Here is an 18,634-nt window from a genome sequence, read left to right as displayed (position 1 = left end):
TTGGATGGTACCTATTGGAACCTTAATACAACTCCTTTTTGCATTTTTTCCAATATGCAAAAAACGATGGATATGCACCTTTTACGTTTGTGAGCCAGGCACGGGCATCTTCATGCCCGGCGTACTTGTTTAGCGGGTGTTCCTTAAAATAAATTGCTCCTGGTACTATCGCCTTTAAATCGGCAAATTCGGCTACCCAAATTTGTATATCAGGGATATTCTCTTTTGCCAATGCCATACAAAATGCAATACTCTTTTCTGAAACGGGATATTTTTTAAAAACAGAAGGTTCGAGCAATAATATTCTGTTTGCATTATCCTCATTTCGCCAGGTTGGGTCAAGGTTATAAAAATTATAAATCAAAGTTGGCAATTCAGGTTTAATAACTGGCGCAACTGTTTGCGGCAATGGCGTAGTAAAAATGGGCGAAATGGTATTATTTAATAATTCAGGAATAGCTAACTGACCAAACTGCTCATAATCTACATCCAGTATTGTTTGGCGCTGATTGGTATAGCAGTACTTATTTATATTTTCCTGATTGGCATAGTATAATTTATTGCTGTTGGCACCGCAAACCCATTGCCAGCTAAGGGCGTTACTAGCCCAGTCGGCGTCCAGCAAATGATAGTACATCCAATGCGCCGGTATTTTCCAGTGGCACCTGGCAACATTGCAGGCCATAGAGGCAATATACATTCTAATATGGTTGTGTATATAACCGTTTGAATACAGGGCTTCAATACCATTGTCAATAGCCGTAATGCCTGTGCTGGCTTGTACAATATTCGCAGGTATACCCCATCTTTCAGATTTTGGTTGTGTATGTTTCAGATCCTCATCAATACGGTTGCCATAGCTAATCCAAAGTTGTTGCCAATAATCTCTCCATGCCAGTTCCTGTATAAATTTTTCTATAGTATTTGGTGCAAAACCAGCGCTTACAACAGTTTCCAATACCTGCCGGGTGCTAATAACACCCCTTGAAATATAAGGCGATAAATAAGTAACAGCGCCATCAATATAATTTCTGCTGCCGGCATATCGAATCACATCCGCCGCCTCAATTTTTTCTAATATCTTTTTATAGCTCGTTTCAACAATCATCTCTTGGCTATTTTATTCATGCTAATGGTTCTTTGTCTGTTGCATTTAAACCGTAACATTCCGGCAACAGCTTTATTGGCATGTTTAACGCCCACCCCCGATGAAACCCTTTTGCGCCAGCGTTTAAAACCGCTACTGGTAAGTTGTTTGCGCATAAGTTTTTCCACTTCACCCTGCGAAATGCCAAACTGTGCTTTTATGGCATCAAAAGTGGTTCTGTCTTCCCATGCCATTTCTACAATCCTATCTTTTTCTATATCACTAAATGCATTCAGGTCTACTTTTTTCATCTCATTGTTATTTTCTTATAGCGCTGTTAATCGGGTAGCAGGTGTTGCCTTACAAGAACAGTAATTGCAGTAATTTGTTTAACCGGCTGGGGGTATACAATGCAGACTTTATGTAAGTATTCAATACGAAATAAATTTTTTGGGACCCGGCAATGGAAACTATTTGGGGCTTTACTTGCGTCGCACTCTTGTACGGTTGGATACTTTGGGCGGCCGGACCAAACAGGTAATAAGGAAAGCCTGTAAAGTGGCTTGTACGGTTCTACCATCATTGCCAATTAATACTATTTTGTTTACATTAGCTATATGTGCATTTTATCTTATGGCAATTATAAAAGCATGGAACATGAAACAGTTTAATTCCAAAGTGGGGCTTGAGTTGTTGCTGCCCATATCAGTATTTTTTGGTTTTTTACTCTATGAAGCTATTGTAGATTTTAGCTGGAGTGCATTAATCATAACAACTGCAGTTATTGCTTTTTTTGGATATTTAATTCTTTCAACTAAATATATCATCAGCAAAGATGTATTGGAAATTAAATGCGGCTTTTTAGTCAACCAATTTATTAATATTCACCAGATTCAAAGTGTAAAGGAGGTAAAGGATATTTTCTCAGCACCTGCCACATCTATTTACAGACTGGAAATAAAATACAACCAAACAGATAGTATTACCATTTCTCCAAAAAATAAGCTTGCTTTTATCCAGGAATTGCTAAAGATTAATCCGGCTATTGAAATTCTAACCCAATAAAATAACTGCCAGTAAATGCTTTTCTGGTATAATAGAATTGGCAGTGCCTGATATTAATTTCACCTCACCTGCACTTTATTAAAAGCTGCATAGCATTACCCACTGTACAAGAGTGCGACGCAAGTAAAGCCGCCATTAATTGTGTTGCCGGTAACAACAGTTTTAACATAAAACAACAATGCCGGCAAATATTTAAAATGCCGGCATTGTATTAAATAAATGCGTTACTATTTTATTACAATCATTTGTTTACTGCCAATTATTTTACCATCGGCAAAGATAGAATAACTGTAAGTGCCTGATGCTAATGCAGACGCATCAATTTGTACAGATCCTTTTGCAGCACCGCTAATATTTATTTGTTTTAAAGTACTACCGTTTTTATCTGTAATAACCATTTTGGCAATTTGATATTTAGCAGGAAGTGTATAATTAATGCGGGTAACATTGGTAAATGGGTTAGGTACATTTTGGTCAATTGTTGCGTTGGTTACTGCTACCAGTGCATTTGCATTTTCAGAAATGGTGTTTACGGGTGTAGCGGCAGTAAGTTTATTGATAAGCTGTTCCAGTGCACCAATTTTTGCCTGCTGTTGTTGAATAGTCTTATCCTGTTCCTGCATTGCTTTTATAATAACAGGTATCAGTTCTGTATAATTTACTGATTTAAAATCTATTGTTTCATTGTTTACTGGCTCATTTTTGTTAATAGCTGCATTATTTGGTGCAACTGCATCACGTGTGTTAAACTGATTGTCTTTAACAAGATCAGGCAACACCTGTTCAAGCTCTTGTGCAATCAAACCATAATGTTTGCCCTGTGGCAAATTCATCTTTGCAAAATTTCCATCATTTCTAAATTCATAATGTTTGGGTTGCAGGCGGTTAATAATATCCATTGCGTTGGTAACATCTTCAATATTTTTTTTCAATTTGGCATCAGAACTTGAGTAAACACCTGTGGTATAAACATCTCCAGCAAAATATCCTGCAAACCAACCAGTGCCAGATGATACATAAATACCCCTGTAATTAGTGGAAGTAAATTTGCCGGCATAACCACCAGTTAAACTGGTGCCATTGCTAACGCCAAACACGCCCACACCCGAGGTGCTGCGCCCATACACGCCAATGGCCTGGTTATTATCATTGCCATATACACCAGCAAAACCATCTCCGGTAGTACCGGTAACACCATAACCTGTATTGCTATAGCCAGTTACGCCGTTGCCCGATGAAGCATCGTAACCGTAAACACCAGCACCATTTATCGCAGAGCCATATACTCCGGTACCTGCTTCACTGCTTGCACCTTCTACTGCCCTGGTGTTAGACTTTGACACTGCTTTTAATACAGAACCTGTTGATAGGCTATTACTGTTCTCTACATAGATGGCCGGGTTATTGCCAGTTTTTACACTGTAAAAAGCATAATTGTTAATTGGGTCTGTAACATTAATGCCATTATAGGTAGAAGAAGCATTTACATTTAATGCAAAAGTGCTGTTTATACCGCCCCTAACACCAACATTACCATTTATGGCATCGATGTTAAAAAGGCCAACCCCGGCTGTATTGCGAAACTCGAAGCGCACATTTGTTTTATTAAAAAACAAACCGGCATTCGCAGAGGAAGCTGATCGAAAAGCATATTGGTTATCTGCCACTTTGTAGCCAGCAGTGCCTGTAAAGAGAAGATTGCCCGATGCATCAAAGCTGCCATAATTAACAGTTGTTCCAAAACGCGATGCGCCTATTACCTGTAATGGGGCAGCGGGTAATAATGTACCAATACCTACATTACCTGCTGCAGGAAATGTATTTTGGGCATTTGAGTGTAATGTGCATAATGCATAAATGGCTGTGGTAAGCAAAAGTTTTGTTTTCATGGTGATTTTTTTTGAAGAAACGGTGAGTTGATTTGTTTTGTAAATGTCTAAGACATATCAGCGAGTATGATTGGTAGTTTAACAGATGCCATGTATTAATTAACGGAATGGGGTTTCTATCGGGATTTCTTTTTTTGGGCCAGATTGCAGTACTGCAATTAAGCGGTGTTGCGTCGCACACTTGTACGTTCATCAAAAAATGGGCAATGTAAGGCAGCATTTATTTTATTTAGACCTGATAATATTCATTTCCCTTTTTATGTTGCCGATAAGATTGCTACAGCATAAGTGTGCGACGCAACGGATGCCAAATTGTTACCCCCCCCTGCCGGGCCAATAAATGTATTTGAAAAATAAATTTTGCGATTTTAGAATGCTTTTTATCTTTGCATTAACCAAATGGTTAAACTAAACGGATATTAGGTTGAAAGATTTAACAGCAGAACAAAGAATTTTAGCAGCAGCCAAGAAAGTGTTTATGGAAAAAGGCCTTTCTGGTGCCCGCATGCAGGATATTGCCAATGAAGCAGGCATTAATAAAGCCCTGGTACATTATTATTTTCGCTGTAAGGAAAAGTTGTTTGAAGTTATTTTTAAAGAGGCCGCTTCAAAACTGTTCCCACGAATTGTGGCCATTGTAAACGAGGAGATACCGCTATTTGATAAGATCCGGAATTTTACCAGACAATACCTGGAAGTAGTGATTGAAAACCCCTACCTGCCTATGTTTGTGCTAAATGAGATGCATAAACAGCCCCATGCTTTTCACGCAAAAATGTTTGGTAATAACCCGCCGGATTTTAGTAAACTGGCCCGGCAAATTGACGAGGAATACCAGCAGGGTATTATCAAAGCCGTTAACCCGGCACACCTGATTATGAATATGATGTCTATGTGTGTATTTCCTTTTATTGGTAAACCCATGATACAGGAAGTAATGAAAATTGATGACCTGCAGTTTCGTTATTTAATGGAGCAACGGAAAACAGAAATTGCCAACTTTATTATTGATTCAATAAAAAAATAAATTTTTTTATGGCTGAATTAACTAAACGGTTAAATAAAATGGTTAAGCTTATTGCTCTGATTTTACTTTTTACAGGCAGCAAGGCTTTTACACAACCACTTAAGGAATTAACCCTGCAACAGGCTTATGATTTTGCCCGTGCCAATTATCCCTTACTACAACAAAAAGACCTGATTAATAAATCGGCCTTTCTTACCATTGAAAATATAAGTACCGCTTTTTTACCACAGGTTACCGTTAGTGGTCAGGCTACCTACCAATCGGAAGTAACCAAAATTCCCATTTCGCTCCCCGGCTTTAGTATCGACCCATTAAGCCGAGACCAATACAAACTAATGGCAGATATTAACCAGCTTTTATACGATGGTGGTGTTACCAAAACGCAGAAAGATATTCAACAGGTGAACAGTCTGGTCGAACAGCAAAAAACTGAAGTGGAACTTTATAAATTAAAAGACCGTATTAACCAGCTTTTCTTAGGCGTATTGCTGCTGGAAGAACAAAAAAAACAAACCCTGCTACAACGCAACGATGTGCAATTGGGACTGAATAAAGTAACTGCACAGGTAGCTAATGGCACTGCCTTTAAAACAAATAAACTGGTACTGGAAGCAGAGTTATTAAAAAACGATGCCCGGCAGATAGAACTGGATGCCAACCGCAAAGCCCTGTTGGATGTATTGCAATATTTTACCAATAAAAATTTTTGGGGTGATATTCATTTAATACTACCCACACTGGGTACAGCATATACAGATAGTGTAGAACGTCCCGAACTACAGTTATATGCCTTACAGGATAGCCTGCTTACAGTACAAAATAAACTCATTAGTGCCCGAAATAAGCCCAAAACCAGCGCATTTGTACAAGGTGGCTATGGCCGCCCCGGATTAAACCAATTGATGAATGATTTTAATTTTTACTATATCGGCGGTATTAAGCTTAGCTGGTCGCTGGGTAGTTTATATACTACAAAACGAGACCGCCAAATTATCGCCGTAAGCCACCAGACGGTTGCTGTACAAAAAGACCTGTTTACCCTAAACACCGATACACAACTGGCACAACAGGGTAATGAAGTAGAAAAACTGGAACAGCTGATAACGGTAGACAATAAAATAATTACCGTTAGGGAAGCTGTTATGCAGGCCAGTAATGGTCAGCTGGAAAACGGTGTAATTACCGCCAACGATTATTTACGCGAAGTAAATGCTGCCGACCAGGCAAGGCAAAACCTGGTAACTCATCAATTACAATTAACGCAAGCAAAATTGGGCTATTTAAATATTTTAGGAAAACTATAAACCGCTATACAATGAAAAAATGGTGCTATCTATTTATAACAGCAATTGCTTTTACCGCCTGCAATAGCAATACAGGCAAGGCAGATGCATCTGGCACATTTGAAGCAGATGAAGTGATTGTATCTTCAGAAATTGCCGGGCGAATTATACAAATGGATGTGAAAGAAGGCGATACCATGTCCAAAGGCCGCCTTGCAGCTGTAATAGATGCTGCCAACCTTAGCCTGCAAAAACAACAGGTAGAAGCCAGCATTGATGCGCTGCATAATAAAACCAGCGACGCCAGTCCGCAGGTGCAATTGCTGCAAGACCAGATAGCAGTACAAAAAGTACAAATGGCCAATTTGCAAAAAGAAAAAGCCCGTACTGAAAACCTGATAAAAGCCGATGCCGCCACCACCAAACAACTGGACGATATCAGCAACCAGATAGATATGCTAAACAGGCAAATTGCGGTAACTGAGCAGCAGATAAAAGTACAGCTAAACAATACCAGCACGCAAAATAGAAGTATATTAAGCGAGCAGCCGGCACTGGAAAAAAGAGCCGCTCAAATTGCAGATCAACTGGAAAGATCCACCGTGATTAACCCCATTAGTGGTACAGTGCTTACCAAATATGCGGAGGCCGGCGAGGTAACTGCACCTGGCAAGGCGTTGTATAAAATTGCTAACCTCAGCGAAATTAAACTAAGGGCCTATATCACCGGCGATCAGTTAAGCCAGCTTAAACTACAGCAAGCAGTAACCGTTCAGGTAGATGATGGCGCCAAAGCTTTTAAAACCTATAAGGGTACAATAAGCTGGATTTCCAGTAAGGCAGAGTTTACCCCTAAAACCATTCAAACCAAAGACGAAAGGGCCAATTTGGTATATGCCATAAAAATAAATGTACCCAACGATGGCACTTTAAAAATAGGCATGTACGGCGAGGTGCTTTTTACACAGCACAAATAGTATGGGCCTGGCATTGGTATTTCAATCAGGCAGCCCTTGCGTCGCACTCTTGTACTGCAGCAAGTATGGCAACAACGCAAAGGCACGCAGGTAAATTTTAAACAAACAGTATGGAAGCCGTTATAGTTAATAATTTAATAAAAACATACCCGGCCGAAAAGAAATCTGTGGTAAAGGCGTTAAATGATATCTCCTTCAAAGTTAATGCAGGAGAGCTTTTTGGCGTAATTGGTCCGGATGGTGCCGGCAAATCTACTTTATTCAGAATATTAACCACGCTGTTACTGGCCGATAGCGGCACTGCATTTGTGGATGGATTTGATGTAGTAAAGGACTATAAGGAAATCAGAAAAAGAGTAGGTTATATGCCCGGTAAATTTTCTTTATACCAGGATTTATCAGTAGAAGAAAACCTGGATTTTTTTGCTACCATTTTTAATACCAGCATCCGCGAAAATTATGACCTGATTAAAGATATATATGTACAGATAGCGCCTTTTAAAACAAGGCGGGCCGGCAAACTATCTGGCGGTATGAAACAAAAGCTGGCATTGTGTTGCGCGTTAATTCACCGCCCATCGGTACTGTTTTTAGATGAGCCAACTACCGGTGTGGATGCAGTTTCCCGAAAGGAGTTTTGGGAAATGCTGCAACAGTTAAAAAAGCAGGGCATTACCATATTGGTTAGCACCCCTTATATGGATGAAGCCAGCTTGTGCGATAGGGTGGCGCTGCTGCAAAATGGTGCCATACTTTCAATAGATAAGCCCACTGTCATTACAGCGCAGTTTAACAACACATTACTGGCCGTAAAAGCAGATAATATGTTTGGCCTATTGCAGGTGTTAAGGGAAAGTGGTTTGGCGGCCAACAGTTATCCGTTTGGAGAGTATCACCACGTGGTAATGAAGGATAATATAAGCATAGAGGAGTTAGGCAACTATCTTAACCAAAAAGGTTGTACAACAGTTAACATACAAAAGGCCAATGCCAATATTGAAGACTGTTTTATAGCATTAATGCGAAATGAATAAATCAATATAAATATGAGACTCACCTACAAACAATTCAGGCAGGTAATGAACCTTTCATTGAACATTCCACCAAAAAGTATTAAAAAATCGTCGTCTTTATATAATGACCTGCATATTGCCGATTGGGAGCTGGACCTGTTGGCCAATCATGTAGAAAGAGCGTTTTTAATTAGTGTAAACGATCAGGAGTGGCATAGCAACCAAACCGTAAACGATTTGGTAAAAACCATAGAAAGCCGCATGGCAAAAGCATAAAAAAAATGACAAACGGGAAAGTGATAACCGCCAATAAGCTTACCAAAAAATTTGGTGATTTTATTGCCACCAATGCCATCAGCTTTGAAGTAAGCAAGGGCGAAATTTTTGGCTTTCTGGGTGCCAATGGTGCCGGCAAAACTACAGCCATGCGTATGTTATGCGGACTAAGCCTGCCCACTTCCGGCGAAGCTACTGTTGCGGGATATGATGTGTATACTTCGCCCGATAAAATAAAGCAAAGCATTGGCTATATGAGCCAGAAATTTTCTTTGTACGAAGATCTTACCGTAAAAGAAAATATGCGGTTTTACGGCGGTATTTATGGCTTAAGCGATGAACGCATTAAACAAAAAACGCAGGATGTGTTGCAGCAACTGCATATGGAAGCATCTCAAAACAAACTGGTAAAATCATTACCACTTGGCTGGAAACAAAAACTGGCTTTTTCGGTAGCTATTTTTCACGAACCTGCCATTGTATTTTTAGATGAACCAACAGGTGGCGTAGACCCGGTTACCCGGCGGGAATTTTGGGAAATGATTTATGCCGCAGCCCAAAATGGTACCACCGTTTTTGTTACCACACACTATATGGATGAGGCCGAATATTGTAACCGCGTTTCTATAATGGTAGATGGTAAAATTGAAGCATTGGATACACCTATAAATTTAAAAAAACAGTTCAATGCAAATTCCATGGACGAAGTGTTTTTGCAGCTGGCCCGTAAAGCAGTAAGGCAGGCAGATTAATATATTTTTTTGGGCCCTGCAAGATGTTAGCTATTGATCGTTCCTTGCGTCGCACACTTGTGCTTCGGTTCTTTTTGCAGCTGGGAGAGGTGAGGATTGAGAGGTGAATGGTGAGAGGTGAATGGTGAGTAGGTAGATATGTGAGATGAAATTTGTTTGCATTTGCTTTTGCTGCCATTGTATAGGAACGCACAAGTGTGCGACGCAAGTAAAGCTGCAGCTGGTTAATATGTTCGGCTAATAATGAAATATTATAGTACCAAAACCACCCATTGGGTATACTGCTGATGAAACAATTTTTAAGTTTTGTAAAAAAGGAATGCTTTCATATATGGAGGGATAAACGCACCCTGTTTATACTGTTTGGTATGCCCATTGTACAAATTGTTTTATTTGGTTTTGCCCTTACCAACGAAGTAAAAAATTCGCAGATTGGTATATTGGATATGAGCAGGGATGAAGCCAGTATTACACTGGCCAACCGCATTAATGCCAGTCGTTATTTTGATCTGGTAACCAACCTGCAAAGCAATACCGAAATTGATGCCGCATTTAGAAAGGGCGATATAAAAATGGCCATTGTTTTTCCCGAACATTTCAGGGAATCGCTGCTGCATACCAATACGGCGCAAATACAACTCATCACCGATGCATCTGACCCAAATACCGCCACCACACTGTCTAATTATGCCAGTGCCATTATTGGCGATTATCAGGACGAAATTATGGGGCAAAATAAACTGCCCTATACCATAACCACACAGGTACGTATGCTGTATAATCCACAGCTTAAAGGTGCGTATAATTTTGTGCCCGGCGTAATGGCATTAATATTAATGCTGGTATGCACCATGATGACATCTATTGCCATTGTAAAAGAAAAAGAAATGGGCACTATGGAAGTTTTATTGGTATCGCCTTTAAAACCCATTATGGTAATTATTGCCAAAGCAGTGCCTTATTTACTGTTAAGCATTATCAATATCATTAGCATATTATTGTTAAGTGTGTACCTGCTGGATGTGCCTATTGCCGGCAGCATTGTGTTATTATTTGCAGCCAGTATTTTATTTATCATCACTTCTTTATCGCTGGGTTTATTAATATCGTCTTTTACCAATACGCAGCAAACGGCCATGCTTATTTCTTTAATGGGTTTATTTATGCCCACCATTATATTCAGTGGCTTTATGTTTCCTATAGAAAATATGCCATTGCCTATGCAGGTTATTTCTAATGCCATACCGGCCAAATGGTTTTATTATATTGTAAAATCGGTCATGATTAAAGGTTTGGGCGTTGAAGCCATATGGCACGAGCTATTAATTTTAACCAGTATGACAGTGGTATTGTTAACCATTAGTATTAAAAAATACAATATCAGGTTATCGCAATAAATTAAAATATAGCACCATGCGCACACTAAAATTTTTATTGCAAAAAGAATTCAGGCAAATATTCCGCGATCCTTCTATCATAAGGATGATTCTGGTAATGCCTGTAATACAATTAATACTATTACCACTGGCTGCTAATTTTGAGGTAAAGAATATTCACCTGGCTATTGTAGACCATGATCATAGCAGTTATACCCGGCAAATGATTAATAAAATCACTGCATCCGGCTATTTTCAATTGGTAGGGGTTAACAGCAATTATACCGATGCCATGCATCTGGTAGAAAAAGATGAAGCTGATATAATACTGGAAATACCTGCACAGTTTGAACGTACCCTTGTTAAAGAAAGTGAAGCCCCGGTATTTATGGCCGTAAATGCCATTAATGGCACCAAAGCCAATCTTGGTGCAGCATACCTGCAAAATATTATCCGCAATTATAACCAGGATGTAAGACTGCAATGGTTGCAAATGCCCCATTTAAACGATCAGCCGCGCATAGAAATTACTACCGCCTCCTGGTATAACCCGCACATGAGTTACCAGTTATTTATGGTACCCGGCATTTTGGCTGTATTGCTCACCATGGTAGGTGCATTTATGACATCGCTAAACATTGTAAAAGAAAAAGAGATTGGCACCATTGAACAAGTAAATGTAACGCCCATTAAAAAATACCATTTTATATTGGGTAAACTTATTCCTTTTTGGATACTGGGTTTGATAGTACTCACCCTGGGCATGCTGGTAGCCAGAATAGTTTATGGCATAACACCCTATGGTAATATGGTTACCATTTATGTATTTGCCATGGTGTATTTGCTGGCTGTGCTGGGTCTGGGTTTGCTGGTATCTACCTATGCCAACACACAACAGCAAAGTATGTTAATTGCCTTTTTTCTCATGATGATTTTTGTATTACTGGGTGGTTTATATACCTCTATCGATAGTATGCCCGATTGGGCAAAAACCATTACCAAATTTAATCCCGTAGCTTATTTTATTTCGGTAATACGCATGGTGGTAATTAAGGGTAGCACCCTTGCCGATATTAGCCGGCAACTGCTAACCGTTGCAGGGTTTGCCATTTTTTTAAATGGATGGGCCGTGCTTAATTATAAAAAACGCATGTAATACAATACTGTTTATTAGCCCGGCAATAAGAATGCTATTGGGCTTTACTTGCGTCGCACACTTGTACGCCAGGGAATGCGATGCAGCTTTTAAACATGACGTAGCATTGTATTTATAAATTCAAAGTTAATATACCAGCAAATTAAAGCTTAAGTGCTGCACTTGCTTTTGCTATTAAAAATGTATCAAAGCCACTTTTCTCCAAATAATTAAAATCCTCTTTTATACTTTCTTTTTCAGCAGACTGGTTATTAAGCCCTGTGGCGATAAATTCGTTATACAATAAAATTGCTTTGTCATATTCGTTTTTAAATAAATGGCAATGAGCAAGATGCTTTATTACACTGTTATCATTTGGCTCAATTGTTTTAGCTCTGTTTAAAAATAAAATCGCTGTATCATATCTTTTGGTTGCTAATAAGTGCCAGCCAAAAGCATTTAATTCTCCTTCATTGGCTTTAAGCGTGTCTATTTTTACAACTTTTGTAGCTGCCGGATATTCAGTGCCGTTTACTTTTATTGAATAGCCGGTTATATTGCCGGCACTATCCGCTATAAATGATTTTTCACTTGCGAATTCCATATTTATAAAATCCTTGTTTGAGGTAAAATACATCCTGCAGTTTTGATTATCTGCCCAATACAGTAAACCATCTTTATCCTTGGTTATTTCAGCAAGCTTGCCATCGTACAAATAAATCCCCGGGTAATTTTGGCTAATTGTTTCAGGTACCTGCATGGTGTTTATGTTTTTTATCTTGTCAAAACCTTTCCAATTGTAAACTGCAGCCACGCTATTTAATAATTCCAAAATAATATTTCCATCATCAGAATTTACAAATATTACAACCCCATTTCCACCTTCAACGCTTCCATAATATAAACCCCTGTATCCCTCATTTCCTGCATCATGAAAAAAATATTTTTCGCCATTTCTTTCGCCTATAAAAGCACCCATTGTTGCAGAATTATCTATATAGGGCGTTAATTGTAAACTTGCCATTTCCTTATTTAAAACCTTTGAAGATTTGCCCTGATAGGCTAATTGGGTTTCGATTAGATAATTAGATAGTTCGGTTGGGGTGGTCCATAAACCCAATGGAGCTTGTTCGGGGTACACACGAAATGTTGCCGCTACCTTTTCGCCCTCTTTTGTATATCCTACTGCTATTTTTTTAAGTTGTTCTTTGGTTGGTGGCGCTGTTGAATAAAAACTGTTAAGCATGCCCAATGGTTTCAACACACTGTCATACATATATTTTTCATAAGGTTGATGGGTTATATCGGTAATAATGAGTTGGGAAATGATGGTGCCCCCGCCTGAATATTGAAATGCTACACCGGGTTCAAATAAAGAACGAACGGGGGGAGTATTGGCAGGTGCTTCACCATCTAAAATTTGGGGAATGGTAGGTATCTTGTTTTTGGTATCGTAGCCAGGAAAACCACCATAAACAGATAAACCAGCAGTATGGCTTAGCAAATTGGCAATAGTAATTTTTTTACCCTGCGATAAACTGTCATATGGAAATTGCCAGGATTGTAAATATTCATTTATGTCCTTCGAAAGATCCAGTTTATTATCCTGAACCAATCTTAATACACCAGCTGCATTTAATGATTTGCTAATAGAACCTGGTTTAAATAAAGTGGCATTTGTTACCGGCCGTTTTTCTTTTTCATCAGCCCAGCCATAACCCTTAGCCCATAGCAAGGTATAGTTTTGTACAACAGCTATACTTACCCCTTTAATATTATAATGTTTCATTCTGTCCTGCAGGTTATAAGGCTTCCCGTCTATTATAATTCTTCCTGCAAGGTTATTTTCAACCTGTTTTATCTGGGCTTGTATTGCATTTGAATAAGTTGTTTGTGCACTTAATTGGGTAAGGCAATAAAGCAGACTTACTGTTAGGAATATTCTTTTCATATTTAATTGATAATTGCTGGTATAGTCCAGATGAAACATTAAAAGCTACGCAACTTTGAAAATTTGTATCTGTAGTTGAAACTGATGAATACAATAAAACTAAATTAAACCAGCTTGTAAAGGGGGTATAAAATGTAAAAAAGCGTAAAAAGATTGTAAATGCGGAGTAAACGTTGGTTATTACATTATTTTGTGCATATGAAGACGTTTTATCTGGTCGGTTTTTGCATTTTATTAGTTATTGGCTTTTCATCAGCCATAACCTCTATTAAACAGGAGAAGGCGGTTTCTGATGCGCATATTGAAATTGTACTTCGTGAAATTGGTCATAAACTATTGCTTCATGCCAAAGACTCTGTTTCAAGAGTGTTGCCGGTACAACGACTAAACGATAATACTTATCAGATATCCTTTCAAAACAACCTCGTATTTATTCCTGATACCTTAATCTGTTTGGTTCAAACAGCATTGGAGAAGTATCATTTACCGATGGAATACATGGTTAATGTAAAAGATTGCCAGCAAAAGCAAACCATTTTTGCGTATGAGATTAACAAAACAACAGGTAATTTATTACCCTGCACAGGTCGTAAACAACAGGCTGGTTGTTATCTTATTCAGATTAGTTTTTTAGAGACTGATTATTTTAATTTCTATTATTTGTTCTTGCTTATTCCATTGGGATTTTTGGCTTTTTATATAAGTGGCAGGCTAAAGCAAAAACAATTGAAAACACCATTGATACATGATTATGCATTTTTACAATTAGGCGGCTATATGTTTTATGCAGATAAGCAACTGCTAAGTTTCGATAATAAAACGATTAGTCTTTCTGTTAATGAAACAAAAGCGTTAAAAATATTTGCTGCAAATCCAAATCAAATCATTGAAAGAGAAATGCTGATGAAGGAAATCTGGGAAAATGAAGGCATTATGGTTATAAGCAGAAATGTTGATGTTTTGGTTTCTAAATTGCGTAAAAAATTAATTGATGATAATGCCATTAAAATTATAAATATTCATGGCAGGGGTTACAAATTTGTGATTGACTAGTTATCCTAACTATATTACAATAGGTAACGGAGTATAATACCTGGTGTTATAATTTCCTTATTTGCACTTCTCTGCTGCCCAAAGGTCTCAACCGTACAAGTGTGCGACGCAAGTAAGTTGCCCATAGTTGCTTTGCCGGGTCAATACAAAGGCTATTTACAAAATATCTTTTGAGGATGATATATCAGATAATCTGTTGCTGCCTTTTCATTTGTGATGCGTTATGGCTGATTAGGTTGATGCAATTAACGTTAAAGTTGGAGTTATTTTTTACAGGGATACATATTTTTTATGTAAAATATGCCATCAAATATATTGGCCCATGTGTTTTTAAAACTGTTATGGCCTAGTCCCTTTAAAAAGAATTTTTCATTTTCGGCACTGTACGTATTCCGGTAGTTGCTAAGGTTAACAAAAGCATAATTGAATTGGTTGTTTATCCAGGTTTCAAAGCCATTAGGTCTTGGTTGTTGGATAGTGTAATTTTTATATCCCAACCGGCCTGCAATTCCGCTGTAGGAGGTAAATGCAATGATATAGGTGCTGTTTAGCATGGCTGTATCCCGTGTAAAAAAACTTCCCATTGTTGTTAAACTTTTGGCTGGAATGCCAGATGCTGTGTCGGTATATTTTGCAATATGATAATTGGCTGCCCAAACAATTATTTTTTCGTTTGCATATTTATGTTGTGCCAGCCATTTTAAATTCAAAGCCATTTGGGCATCTCTGGTATTTCTTGCGAGTTTATATCCGTTTTGCGAAGCTGTAAAACTTAGATTTTCCTGTACAAGGTTGTTTATAACCATTTGCCAATAGCTATTTGATTCTAATCGTGTAGCAGCTTGTTGCTGTATATCTGCCAGGTATTTCGTGCAATTTGCATAAAGCATGTTATCTTTTGGTGGTGCAAAATACCAGTTTGGCAAAGCCTTCAACAGGGGTAAAATTTCAGTTGTATAATTTTCATTTTTGGTGATAGGAAAATTAGCCGATCTAAGCACACTATCTAATTTTGCTACCAGGTTGTTGGAAGAATAATTTAGTATCATTTGATTATCAAAACCAGTTACAATCAGCGGGCTTTTTGTGTTATAGGTATTTGGAATATAACTGCTAAAAAGGGGTTGGCAGGTATTACAACCAGTCCAAATAGGAAAAACATTTTTATGTATAAACGTATCTACAGATTGGGGTGTTTTTGTTAGGGTATCCCAGCCAAAGTTTAACCCAAAAAAATCACTTTCAAATGCCAATACATTAAAACCCAAATGCTCATGCAAATATTTTATTAGTCGGGTTTTAGCTAAAAACGTGGGGGCATCTCCATGGTCTTGTTCTCCAAGCATTACAATTCTGGCGTTACCTATGGCATTTGCAATTATGGCAAGGTCGGCATCGCTGGTAGCATTTGGGTCAATGCTATTTATTTCTGCTGTATGTAGTTGCACATAGTTTTTTATAAATTCCTGTGCAGGTGCACACAATGCACAGCAGCAAATAACTGAAAGTAGAAACAATTGTCGCATGAAAAGTAAATTACTACAATCAGGTAGTAATAAGCAATAAATGTTTACTAAAAATGTTGCGGCAAATTTACTTAAGTGAAATATTGGTTTGTTATACTATCAACTGGTAATGCTGCTGGAAGTCGATATTTTAAGCCTGCCAAATAAGTGGGAAGGAATAACAACACTAGCTTTTATGGGCCAATTTATAAAATAGTGTTTATATATAGCTCCAGGCTACTTTTAAGTAAACCTGGAACTAATGTGTATTATTGTTTTACAGGATAGTACCCTATTTTTTATCATATTCTAAAATATCGCCGGGCTGGCAATCCAATGCTTTACAAATGGCTTCCAGTGTACTAAAGCGAATGGCTTTGGCCTTACCGGTTTTTAAAATAGAAAGGTTAGACAAGGTAAGATCCACCTTTTCAGAAAGTTCGTTTAGCGAAATTTTTCGCTTGGCCATCATCACATCCAGGTTTACTATTATTGCCATAATTATATTGTTAAATCGTTTTCTTTTTGAATTTCCACACCTCTTTTAAATACCTGTGCTATTACCAGCAAGGTAATGCCCATAAATAGCCAAACATCTGCACCGCCTAAGCGTAAGGTTTGCAAATCAGGCATAGCTATACCTTTTGAAATAAGCCATTTTGTATAGTTAGCGCCCCAATAACAAAAAATACCAATGCCAATTGACAGGTAGGCCATGTTGGCAATAAAACGTTCTATTTCTTTATTAAATGGTTGGGCCAGGTTTAGCTTTTTATCGTGTAAAATTTTTACAATCAAGTAAAAAAGAAAGGCTTGCATTACAGCCACAATACTCATTAGCACGGTTTCGGTAAGAAAATAGCCTGCATCAAAAGCATGTAGGCCCGATAAATCTATTTCTTGCCAATAAATGTTTGCACTTTCCGGCTTTATAACCAGTGTAAAAATTGCGTTAAATATAATTACACCGGCTTCAATACACAGGCCAATAAAAATTATCCAGGATACCACATATAGTACCTTTAAAAAGATTGTTGATTGTTTTGTCATGATGATTTCTATTTAATTTGATAAAACAAAAATAATAAATATTTATTGATAAACAATAAATTTATATTATTAAATAATACTTAATTAAAATAGTATACAACAGGCATACCTGTTTAAAAGGCAATAATGATTGGCCCGGCCAAATAACTGTATGTGGCTTTACTTGCGTCGCACACTTGTACGGCTGGTAATGCTATTCAGCTTTTATGAAAATAAAATTGAAATGATTTTTTGGCTGTAAAATCCTATGTTCCACCAAATGGTAATGTAAATATGCCAACGGCAAGATGCATCCAGATGAACAATAGTATTATTAAAAGGATTACTACAAGAACAATTCTTTGCCAAGGCTGCCTTATATTTCTTATAATAAAATCAACTATAAGACCAGTGCTAAACAGTAAAGCACCAGCAATAGCAAAATCTAATAGATCCCATTTTACTTCATTGGTAAATAGCATGGCTATTAATGGAATTAACAATAAAGCAACTACTATAATTAAAATGACTGCGAGCCTTTTTTGCGCATTGAATGTAGAATATGGTTGTAAAACTAGAAATATACACACACTTTTGACAATTAGTATTTAAACAGCAAATTACTGTTCATTTAACAACATCCAGGAGGTGCCAAATTTGTCGCGCAGCATGGCAAAGCGGTTGGCAAAAAATGTTTTTTCCATAGGCATAAAAATTTGCCCATCGCTGGAAAGAAGCCGATAAACTTCTTCGGCTTTCTCAGGTGTATCAAATCTAAGGGTAAGGTAAGCACTGCGCATTGGTTCGGCATTTGGTACATCGGCGCCCCTAACCTGTGTACCGCCAATATCAATGATTGCATGCATAATAGGGCTATTCCATTCTTTGGGGAAATTGGCTGGCGGAGTTTGGTGTGGCATCATCATGGTAATTTTACCACCCAGTATTTGCTCGTACCACCTGAATGCGGCCTCGCAATGGCCCGGATAGTTAATATACATGTCCAACTGTATGGATGGTGCTGTTTTCATATTTGGTAGTTGTATTTCAAATATACCCGTAATACCCAATAATTTAAAAAATATAGGGCCGCTTATTTAGGGTAATGTGGCCATGTTTTGCGGCTTAACTAAAACATGGTTTCTTTGAAAACGGTGATGATTGCTTTCCTTGTATCATACAATACCTACAAAAACGGTAACCCACTTTTTTACCT

Annotated in this window: 18 protein-coding genes; 10 read left to right on the top strand and 8 right to left on the bottom strand. The window is 37.9% G+C overall.

What is annotated here, in order from left to right; genetic code table 11:
• Positions 1-22: 22 nt before the first annotated feature.
• Together GD597_RS18400 and GD597_RS18395 are read right to left on the bottom strand one after the other, a co-directional pair.
• Positions 23-1,108, bottom strand: a complete 1,086-nt coding sequence (locus GD597_RS18400) for an FAD-binding domain-containing protein (RefSeq protein WP_171609375.1) — start codon at positions 1,106-1,108, stop codon at positions 23-25.
• Complete coding sequence (locus GD597_RS18395; RefSeq protein ID WP_171609374.1) at positions 1,105-1,398, bottom strand: TIGR03643 family protein; 294 nt, start codon at positions 1,396-1,398, stop codon at positions 1,105-1,107. The genes GD597_RS18400 and GD597_RS18395 overlap by 4 nt, the downstream gene beginning before the upstream one ends.
• A 346-nt stretch (positions 1,399-1,744) precedes the next feature.
• On the opposite strand from GD597_RS18395, the gene GD597_RS18390 reads away from it, so the two are divergent.
• Positions 1,745-2,152 carry a PH domain-containing protein gene (locus GD597_RS18390; protein ID WP_171609373.1) on the top strand — a complete coding sequence of 136 codons (408 nt, stop codon included), beginning with the start codon at positions 1,745-1,747 and terminating at the stop codon, positions 2,150-2,152.
• Positions 2,153-2,379: 227 nt separating this feature from the next.
• On the opposite strand, the gene GD597_RS18385 is transcribed toward GD597_RS18390, so the two are convergent.
• Positions 2,380-4,041: a tail fiber domain-containing protein gene (locus tag GD597_RS18385; protein ID WP_171609372.1), complete on the bottom strand. Its 1,662-nt coding sequence runs from the start codon at positions 4,039-4,041 to the stop codon at positions 2,380-2,382.
• A 424-nt stretch (positions 4,042-4,465) separates the two neighbouring features.
• Here GD597_RS18385 and GD597_RS18380 point away from each other — a divergent pair, with 424 nt between their 5' ends.
• The 8 genes from GD597_RS18380 to GD597_RS18345 all read left to right on the top strand — a co-directional run bounded on the left by GD597_RS18380 (position 4,466) and on the right by GD597_RS18345 (position 11,901).
• Entirely contained in the window at positions 4,466-5,068 is a 603-nt protein-coding gene (locus GD597_RS18380) for a TetR/AcrR family transcriptional regulator (RefSeq protein ID WP_235954354.1), read from the top strand.
• A gap of 8 nt (positions 5,069-5,076) precedes the next feature.
• Positions 5,077-6,372: a TolC family protein gene (locus tag GD597_RS18375; RefSeq protein ID WP_235954353.1), complete on the top strand. Its 1,296-nt coding sequence runs from the start codon at positions 5,077-5,079 to the stop codon at positions 6,370-6,372.
• Positions 6,373-6,383: 11 nt separating this feature from the next.
• Entirely contained in the window at positions 6,384-7,328 is a 945-nt protein-coding gene (locus GD597_RS18370; RefSeq protein WP_171609371.1) for an HlyD family secretion protein, read from the top strand.
• Between the two features lie 110 nt (positions 7,329-7,438).
• Positions 7,439-8,362, top strand: coding sequence for an ABC transporter ATP-binding protein (locus tag GD597_RS18365; RefSeq protein ID WP_171609370.1), 924 nt, complete (start codon positions 7,439-7,441; stop codon positions 8,360-8,362).
• Positions 8,363-8,374: 12 nt separating this feature from the next.
• Positions 8,375-8,617: a hypothetical protein gene (locus GD597_RS18360; RefSeq protein ID WP_171609369.1), complete on the top strand. Its 243-nt coding sequence runs from the start codon at positions 8,375-8,377 to the stop codon at positions 8,615-8,617.
• Between the two features lie 5 nt (positions 8,618-8,622).
• Positions 8,623-9,369: an ABC transporter ATP-binding protein gene (locus GD597_RS18355; protein ID WP_171609368.1), complete on the top strand. Its 747-nt coding sequence runs from the start codon at positions 8,623-8,625 to the stop codon at positions 9,367-9,369.
• Positions 9,370-9,656: 287 nt separating this feature from the next.
• Positions 9,657-10,766, top strand: a complete 1,110-nt coding sequence (locus GD597_RS18350) for an ABC transporter permease (protein WP_171609367.1) — start codon at positions 9,657-9,659, stop codon at positions 10,764-10,766.
• A gap of 16 nt (positions 10,767-10,782) precedes the next feature.
• Complete coding sequence (locus tag GD597_RS18345) at positions 10,783-11,901, top strand: ABC transporter permease (protein WP_171609366.1); 1,119 nt, start codon at positions 10,783-10,785, stop codon at positions 11,899-11,901.
• 142 nt (positions 11,902-12,043) lie between these two features.
• Here GD597_RS18345 and GD597_RS18340 read toward each other — a convergent pair whose 3' ends face one another.
• Positions 12,044-13,831 carry a serine hydrolase domain-containing protein gene (locus tag GD597_RS18340; RefSeq protein WP_171609365.1) on the bottom strand — a complete coding sequence of 596 codons (1,788 nt, stop codon included), beginning with the start codon at positions 13,829-13,831 and terminating at the stop codon, positions 12,044-12,046.
• A 198-nt stretch (positions 13,832-14,029) separates the two neighbouring features.
• On the opposite strand from GD597_RS18340, the gene GD597_RS18335 reads away from it, so the two are divergent.
• Positions 14,030-14,884, top strand: coding sequence for a winged helix-turn-helix domain-containing protein (locus GD597_RS18335; RefSeq protein WP_171609364.1), 855 nt, complete (start codon positions 14,030-14,032; stop codon positions 14,882-14,884).
• A 263-nt stretch (positions 14,885-15,147) separates the two neighbouring features.
• Here the strand turns inward: GD597_RS18335 and GD597_RS18330 are convergent, their stop codons facing one another.
• The 4 genes from GD597_RS18330 to GD597_RS18315 all read right to left on the bottom strand — a co-directional run bounded on the left by GD597_RS18330 (position 15,148) and on the right by GD597_RS18315 (position 18,449).
• Positions 15,148-16,410 carry an erythromycin esterase family protein gene (locus GD597_RS18330; RefSeq protein WP_171609363.1) on the bottom strand — a complete coding sequence of 421 codons (1,263 nt, stop codon included), beginning with the start codon at positions 16,408-16,410 and terminating at the stop codon, positions 15,148-15,150.
• 271 nt (positions 16,411-16,681) lie between these two features.
• Positions 16,682-16,888 carry a helix-turn-helix domain-containing protein gene (locus tag GD597_RS18325; RefSeq protein WP_171609362.1) on the bottom strand — a complete coding sequence of 69 codons (207 nt, stop codon included), beginning with the start codon at positions 16,886-16,888 and terminating at the stop codon, positions 16,682-16,684.
• 2 nt (positions 16,889-16,890) lie between these two features.
• Complete coding sequence (locus GD597_RS18320) at positions 16,891-17,439, bottom strand: DUF2975 domain-containing protein (RefSeq protein WP_171609361.1); 549 nt, start codon at positions 17,437-17,439, stop codon at positions 16,891-16,893.
• 599 nt (positions 17,440-18,038) lie between these two features.
• Positions 18,039-18,449, bottom strand: a complete 411-nt coding sequence (locus tag GD597_RS18315) for a VOC family protein (protein WP_171609360.1) — start codon at positions 18,447-18,449, stop codon at positions 18,039-18,041.
• Between the last annotated feature and the right edge of the window lie 185 nt (positions 18,450-18,634).

This window comes from Limnovirga soli, assembly GCF_013106755.1.
Taxonomy (GTDB): Bacteria; Bacteroidota; Bacteroidia; order Chitinophagales; family Chitinophagaceae; genus Limnovirga; species Limnovirga soli.
Note: the sequence above shows the minus strand (reverse complement) of the source record. Positions and strands in the feature narration are given on the sequence as shown.

Coding starts and splice junctions, on each gene's coding strand:
- GD597_RS18400 (WP_171609375.1), bottom strand. CDS start 1,108: ATGATTGTTGAAACGAGCTATAAAAAGATATTAGAAAAAATTGAGGCG.
- GD597_RS18395 (WP_171609374.1), bottom strand. CDS start 1,398: ATGAAAAAAGTAGACCTGAATGCATTTAGTGATATAGAAAAAGATAGG.
- GD597_RS18390 (WP_171609373.1), top strand. CDS start 1,745: ATGAAACAGTTTAATTCCAAAGTGGGGCTTGAGTTGTTGCTGCCCATA.
- GD597_RS18385 (WP_171609372.1), bottom strand. CDS start 4,041: ATGAAAACAAAACTTTTGCTTACCACAGCCATTTATGCATTATGCACA.
- GD597_RS18375 (WP_235954353.1), top strand. CDS start 5,077: ATGGCTGAATTAACTAAACGGTTAAATAAAATGGTTAAGCTTATTGCT.
- GD597_RS18370 (WP_171609371.1), top strand. CDS start 6,384: ATGAAAAAATGGTGCTATCTATTTATAACAGCAATTGCTTTTACCGCC.
- GD597_RS18365 (WP_171609370.1), top strand. CDS start 7,439: ATGGAAGCCGTTATAGTTAATAATTTAATAAAAACATACCCGGCCGAA.
- GD597_RS18360 (WP_171609369.1), top strand. CDS start 8,375: ATGAGACTCACCTACAAACAATTCAGGCAGGTAATGAACCTTTCATTG.
- GD597_RS18355 (WP_171609368.1), top strand. CDS start 8,623: ATGACAAACGGGAAAGTGATAACCGCCAATAAGCTTACCAAAAAATTT.
- GD597_RS18350 (WP_171609367.1), top strand. CDS start 9,657: ATGAAACAATTTTTAAGTTTTGTAAAAAAGGAATGCTTTCATATATGG.
- GD597_RS18345 (WP_171609366.1), top strand. CDS start 10,783: ATGCGCACACTAAAATTTTTATTGCAAAAAGAATTCAGGCAAATATTC.
- GD597_RS18340 (WP_171609365.1), bottom strand. CDS start 13,831: ATGAAAAGAATATTCCTAACAGTAAGTCTGCTTTATTGCCTTACCCAA.
- GD597_RS18335 (WP_171609364.1), top strand. CDS start 14,030: ATGAAGACGTTTTATCTGGTCGGTTTTTGCATTTTATTAGTTATTGGC.
- GD597_RS18330 (WP_171609363.1), bottom strand. CDS start 16,410: ATGCGACAATTGTTTCTACTTTCAGTTATTTGCTGCTGTGCATTGTGT.
- GD597_RS18325 (WP_171609362.1), bottom strand. CDS start 16,888: ATGGCAATAATAGTAAACCTGGATGTGATGATGGCCAAGCGAAAAATT.
- GD597_RS18320 (WP_171609361.1), bottom strand. CDS start 17,439: ATGACAAAACAATCAACAATCTTTTTAAAGGTACTATATGTGGTATCC.
- GD597_RS18315 (WP_171609360.1), bottom strand. CDS start 18,449: ATGAAAACAGCACCATCCATACAGTTGGACATGTATATTAACTATCCG.